The organism is Microbacterium sp. B24 (genome assembly GCF_000333415.1).
GTDB lineage: Bacteria > Actinomycetota > Actinomycetes > Actinomycetales > Microbacteriaceae > Microbacterium.
Genome location: NZ_BADB01000518.1, coordinates 1 through 5,155 on the forward strand (window position 1 = coordinate 1; position 5,155 = coordinate 5,155).

Below are 5,155 nucleotides of genomic sequence, written 5' to 3' on the forward strand. Positions count from 1 at the left end.
CATGGACTGGCGCTTCATCGACCTGCGCCAACGTCGCAACAACCTGGTTTTCGCATCCAGACGACGCTCGAGCACGCGATGCGCTCGTACTGGATCGAGCGCGACTACGTCGAGATCCACTCCCCCAAGCTCATGTCCACCCCGGCCGAGGGCAACGCCGAGCTGTTCGCGCTCGAGTACTTCGGCGACCAGACGGCCTACCTCGCGCAGAGCCCGCAGCACTTCAAGCAGATGGCACAGGCGGCCGGCTTCGGCAAGGTGTTCGAGATCGGCGACGTCTTCCGCGCCGACCCCAGCTTCACCAGCCGCCACGCGACCGAGTTCACCTCGATCGACGCCGAGATCAGCTGGATCGACTCGTACGAAGATGTCGCGGCGATGCAGGAGGAGCTGCTCGCCGCTGCTTTCCAGGCCGTCAAGGACAAGCACGGCGACGAGATCGCCGAGCTGTTCGGCATCGACGTCGTCGTGCCGACGCTCCCCTTCCCGCGCATCCCGCTGGCCGAAGCCCGCGAGATCGTGAAGGCCCGCGGCTACGACATCCCCCGCACCGATGGCGACCTCGACCCCGAGGGCGAGCGCCAGATCTCGGCGCATGTGCGGGAGACCTTCGGGCACCAGTTCGTGTTCATCACCGACTACCACCCCGAGATCCGGCCGTTCTACCACATGCGCAACCCCGAGACCGGACTGACCAACAGCTACGACCTGCTGTTCCAGGGCACCGAGATCACGACCGGCGCGCAGCGCGAGCACCGCATCGACGTGCTGGAGGCGCAGGCGCTCGAGAAGGGCCTGTCGCTGGAAGGACTCGAGCACTACCTCGACTTCTTCCGCTACGGCATCCCGCCCCACGGCGGCTTCGGCATGGGTCTCGCGCGCGTGCTGATGCTCATGCTCGGCCAGGACTCCATCCGCGAGGTCACCTTCCTCTTCCGCGGGCCGACGCGACTGGCTCCCTGACCGGGAGTCCGAGCCGGAGTTGCTTCGTACCCGGGGGCCGCGCCTAGCCTGGATGCTCCCCCGCCGAAGGAGACCTCCATGTGGGACAACTGGCTCGAACTCGCCATCGCGGTGGCCATCGCGGTGGTCGCGGCGTTGCTGCTCACCGTCGCGACCACGCTGATCGTTCGCCTCATGGCGCGGCGCGCCGACTGGCCGACGCGCCTCATCCGTCACGGGCGGCGACCGTTCCGCGTGCTCATCCTGGTGTTCGCAGTGTGGATCGCGGTCGCGGTGGTCGTTCCGGGAGACGCCCCGTGGATGCCGCTGCTCAGCCAGCTGTTCACGATCGCCGCGATCCTCGCCAGCGCCTGGCTGCTCGCCGGACTGGTCGCCTTCGCCGGCGACCTGGCGCTGGGCCGCTACCGCATCGACGTCCCGAACAACCGGGTCGCCCGCCGGATCAGAACCCAGGTGCTCATCCTTCGCCGGCTGGCGATCGCGTTGATCGTCATCATCGCGATCGGTGCGATGCTCCTCACCTTCCCCGCCGTCCGCACCGTCGGGGCGAGCCTGCTCGCCTCGGCCGGCATCGCGTCCGTCGTCGCGGGCCTGGCCGCGCAGTCGGTGCTGGCCAACATCTTCGCCGGCGTGCAGCTCGTCTTCAGCGACGCCCTGCGCGTAGACGACGTCGTCGTGGTGGAGGGCGAGTGGGGTCGGATCGGGGAGATCACGCTCAGCTACGTCGTCGTCGACATCTGGGACGACCGCCGCCTCGTCCTGCCCTGCACGTACTTCACCACCAAGCCATTCCAGAACTGGACGCGCACCGGCAGCGAACTGCTCGGCTCGGTCGAGCTCGACCTCGACTGGCGCGTATCGCCGGGGCGCATGCGCGAGGAACTCGCGCGGGTTCTCGAGCAGACCCCGCTGTGGGACCGGCGCGCCTCGGTTCTGCAGGTCACCGATGCGACGAACGGATTCGTCCGGGTGCGGGTGCTCGTCACGGCGGTCGACGCGCCGACGCTGTTCGACCTGCGCTGCTACGTGCGCGAGCACCTCGTCGACTGGGTGCACCGCGAAACACCCGGAGCCATCCCCGTGCAGCGCGTGCTGATCCAGGATGCCGAGGCCCCGCGACCCGCATCGGTACACGACGACGCCGCCGTCGACACGGGATCGACCGGACTGTTCACCGGCTCCCCCGAGGCGGAGGAGCGCGCCCGCGCGTTCACGCAGGCGATCCCCATCGTCTCCGGCACCGGCGACGATTCCGAGCGCCCTGGGTGACGATCGTCGACAGCGCGCCGCGGGTGTCGCATGCCGCGCGACGGATGCGGCAGGGCGTAGCCTGACCGAGTGCCTCACGCGGATGACATGACGACTTCCCCCATCCGACCCGCCACCGACGCCACCGAGAAGGTGCGCGCCGCACGCGATCACCTGTTCGCGCATCGCGACGACTACGACGGCGCCGTGTCCGGCTTCGTCTGGCCGCAGCTGTCCGCGTTCAACTTCGCGCTGGAGTGGTTCGACGTGGTCGCCGGTGAGCATCCCGACCGGGCCGCCGTCACGATCGTCGACGCCGACCTCACGGCGCGGTCGTGGAGCTACGGCGAACTCTCGCGCCGCTCCGATGCCGTCGCCGTCTGGCTGAGCCAGCAGGGACTGCAGCGCGGCGACCGCGTCATCGTGATGCTCGGCAACACGATCGAGTTGTGGGAGGTCATGCTCGGCCTCACCAAGCTCGGCGCCGTCGCCATCCCCACCACGACCCTCCTCTCGCCCGACGATCTCGCCTACCGCATCGCGCACAGCGGCGCCCGCGCGGTCATCGCCCCGGCCGAGACGGCGAGCGCGGTGGATGCCGCGACCACCGGCATCCTGCGCATCGCCGTCGGCGCCGACGCGCCGGAGGGCTGGCTCTCGTTCGACGAGTCGCACGAGGTCACGGCGACGTTCGTCCCGTCGGGACCCACACCGGCCGACGACCTCAATCTGCTGTACTTCACCTCGGGCACCACCTCGGCGACGCCGAAGCTCGTGCGCCACACCCACGTCTCCTACCCGGTGGGCCACCTGTCGACCCTCTGGTGGCTGGGGCTGCGCCCCGGAGACGTCCACATGAACATCTCCTCGCCGGGCTGGGGCAAGCACGCGTGGAGCAATTTCTTCGCCCCCTTCCTCGCCCAGGCGACGGTGTTCGTCTACACGTACGACCGCTTCGACGCTGCGACCCTCATGCACGTGATGGACACCCACGACGTCACCACGTTCTGCGCCCCGCCGACGGTCTGGCGCATGCTGATCCAGGCCGACCTCAGCCTGCTCACGAAGCCGCCGCGCGAGCTGCTGGGGGCGGGAGAGCCACTGAACCCCGAGGTGATCTCGCGCGTGCGCGCGGCCTGGGGCCCGACGATCCGCGACGGATACGGCCAGACCGAGATGACCTGCTCGATCGGGAACTCCCCGGGCCAGGTGGTGAAGGACGGTTCGATGGGGCGCCCTCTGCCCGGCTACCCCGTCGTGCTCGTCGACCCGGAGACGGGCGAGCGCGGCGTGGAGGAGGGGGAGATCTGCCTCGACGTGTCCACGCCGATCCTGGGCCTGATGGACGGCTACCACGACGCACCGGAGCGCACCGCCCGGGCCCTGCACGACGGGCTCTACCACACGGGCGACATCGCGTCCCGCGACCAGGACGGCTATCTCTCGTACGTCGGACGCAGCGACGATGTGTTCAAGGCCTCCGACTACAAGATCTCGCCGTTCGAGCTCGAGTCGGTGCTGCTCGAGCACCCGGCGGTGGCAGAGGCCGCCGTGGTGCCGAGTCCCGACCCGCTCCGCCTCGCGGTGCCGAAGGCCTTCGTGCGCCTGAGTGCGGCGGCCGCCGCGGACCCGCGCGCGGCGGCGGGCGAGATCTTCGCGCACGCCCGCGCCCGCCTCTCCGCCTACCAGCGCGTGCGCCGGCTCGAGTTCGTGGAGGAGCTTCCGAAGACGATCTCGGGAAAGATCCGCCGCGTCGAGCTGCGTGCGGCGGAAGCCGCAACGCGCGAACGGCCTGCGGGCGAGTTCAGCGACCGCGACTTCCGCTGAGGCGACGGCTGAGATCTCGACGGCTCAGATCTCGATGTCGACCGCGACCCGATCGGCACGGATCGTGCCGATGTAAGCCGCGACCTCCTCGTGGGCGGGGTGCACCTGGTAGGCGTCCAGGCCCGCGACGTCCTCGAAGTCGGCGACGAGCACGAGGTCCCAGTTCTGATCGGGGAAGAGGACGTTCGCCCCGGCGCTCATCGCGCGTAGCGTCGGAACGACCCCGACGAGGGCGTTGAGCCGGCGAGCCGCTTCCGCGGCGTGCGCGGCGCGGTCGGCGGGATCGGCGGCGGCCATGCGGAAGGCGACCACGTGGCGAAGGGTCATCGGAGGGTGTCCTCTCGGTCAGGGGTCGACAGCGCAGCCCGAAGGCGCTCCGGCGACAGACGCCAATGGGCGTGCAGGCGATCGTCGATGAGCACGACGGGGATCTTCTCCCACCACTGCGCGTAGAGGGCGGGATCGTCCAGGATCGACAACTCCCGGACGTCGACGGCATCCTCCGGCAGGTCGGCGACCACGGTCTCGACGATCTCCCGTGCGACGTCGCACAGGTGGCAATCCGGTTTGGAGATGATCGTGAGGGTGGTCACGCAGTCCATTCTGCCGGAGAACACGAAGCGCCCGTCCCGGATCGGTGATCTCGGGGACAGGCGCTCGGTGTCGTTTGCAGCGTGCCGCGACGAATTACTTCTTGTTGCGGCGCTGGTGGCGAGTCTTGCGAAGCAGCTTGCGGTGCTTCTTCTTCGCCATGCGCTTGCGGCGCTTCTTGATGACAGAACCCACGGAAAACCTCACTATGTCAGGGGTCTGGACGCGGGTGGCCGCGTCCGGGAACGGGCATCTCGAAAAATGCCCTCGGATCAGTCTAGCCGACGTCGGCGATAGGACGTTGCACGGCCTCGGTGACGGCCGTCTCGGGCACCCGGTAGCTGCGACCGAACCGTACGGCGGGGAGCTCGCCGGCGTGCACCAGACGGTACACGGTCATCTTCGACACGCGCATGATCTCGGCCACTTCCGCGACCGTCAGAAAACGCACGTCAGAAAGGTCCGGCATCCCATTCCCCCACCGATACCCGATGCGGTGACTCTAGAGGATCCCCGGGACCGAGCT

At 69.0% G+C, this 5,155-nt stretch carries 6 protein-coding genes and 1 pseudogene; 3 read left to right on the plus strand and 4 right to left on the minus strand.

What is annotated here, in order from left to right; translation table 11 throughout:
- The 3 genes and pseudogenes from aspS to I5I_RS15115 all read left to right on the plus strand — a co-directional run.
- Positions 1-963 (plus strand): annotated as a pseudogene (gene aspS / locus I5I_RS15105) (aspartate--tRNA(Asn) ligase); the annotation flags it as partial.
- 78 nt (positions 964-1,041) lie between these two features.
- Positions 1,042-2,232 carry a mechanosensitive ion channel family protein gene (locus I5I_RS15110; RefSeq protein WP_036321682.1) on the plus strand — a complete coding sequence of 397 codons (1,191 nt, stop codon included), beginning with the start codon at positions 1,042-1,044 and terminating at the stop codon, positions 2,230-2,232.
- A gap of 87 nt (positions 2,233-2,319) precedes the next feature.
- Positions 2,320-4,038 carry an AMP-binding protein gene (locus tag I5I_RS15115; protein WP_036321683.1) on the plus strand — a complete coding sequence of 573 codons (1,719 nt, stop codon included), beginning with the start codon at positions 2,320-2,322 and terminating at the stop codon, positions 4,036-4,038.
- A 24-nt stretch (positions 4,039-4,062) separates the two neighbouring features.
- Here I5I_RS15115 and I5I_RS15120 read toward each other — a convergent pair whose 3' ends face one another.
- The 4 genes from I5I_RS15120 to I5I_RS15130 all read right to left on the minus strand — a co-directional run bounded on the left by I5I_RS15120 (position 4,063) and on the right by I5I_RS15130 (position 5,098).
- The gene (locus tag I5I_RS15120; RefSeq protein WP_036321684.1) at positions 4,063-4,365 is read right to left on the minus strand and encodes a Dabb family protein; all 303 of its coding nucleotides are present in this window, start codon (positions 4,363-4,365) and stop codon (positions 4,063-4,065) included.
- Positions 4,362-4,631 carry a glutaredoxin family protein gene (locus I5I_RS15125; protein ID WP_187289969.1) on the minus strand — a complete coding sequence of 90 codons (270 nt, stop codon included), beginning with the start codon at positions 4,629-4,631 and terminating at the stop codon, positions 4,362-4,364. Before I5I_RS15125 ends, I5I_RS15120 begins: the two co-directional genes overlap by 4 nt.
- Positions 4,632-4,725: 94 nt before the next feature.
- A complete protein-coding gene (locus I5I_RS16595; protein WP_003792170.1) occupies positions 4,726-4,824 on the minus strand; it encodes a 30S ribosomal protein bS22 in 99 nt (32 codons plus the stop codon).
- An 82-nt stretch (positions 4,825-4,906) separates the two neighbouring features.
- Positions 4,907-5,098, minus strand: coding sequence for a helix-turn-helix domain-containing protein (locus tag I5I_RS15130; protein WP_005049784.1), 192 nt, complete (start codon positions 5,096-5,098; stop codon positions 4,907-4,909).
- Positions 5,099-5,155: the final 57 nt, after the last annotated feature.

Excerpts from the sequence above, each read along its gene's own strand:
- I5I_RS15110 (WP_036321682.1), top strand. The coding sequence starts at position 1,042 with ATGTGGGACAACTGGCTCGAACTCGCCATCGCGGTGGCCATCGCGGTG.
- I5I_RS15115 (WP_036321683.1), top strand. The coding sequence starts at position 2,320 with ATGACGACTTCCCCCATCCGACCCGCCACCGACGCCACCGAGAAGGTG.
- I5I_RS15120 (WP_036321684.1), bottom strand. The coding sequence starts at position 4,365 with ATGACCCTTCGCCACGTGGTCGCCTTCCGCATGGCCGCCGCCGATCCC.
- I5I_RS15130 (WP_005049784.1), bottom strand. The coding sequence starts at position 5,098 with ATGCCGGACCTTTCTGACGTGCGTTTTCTGACGGTCGCGGAAGTGGCC.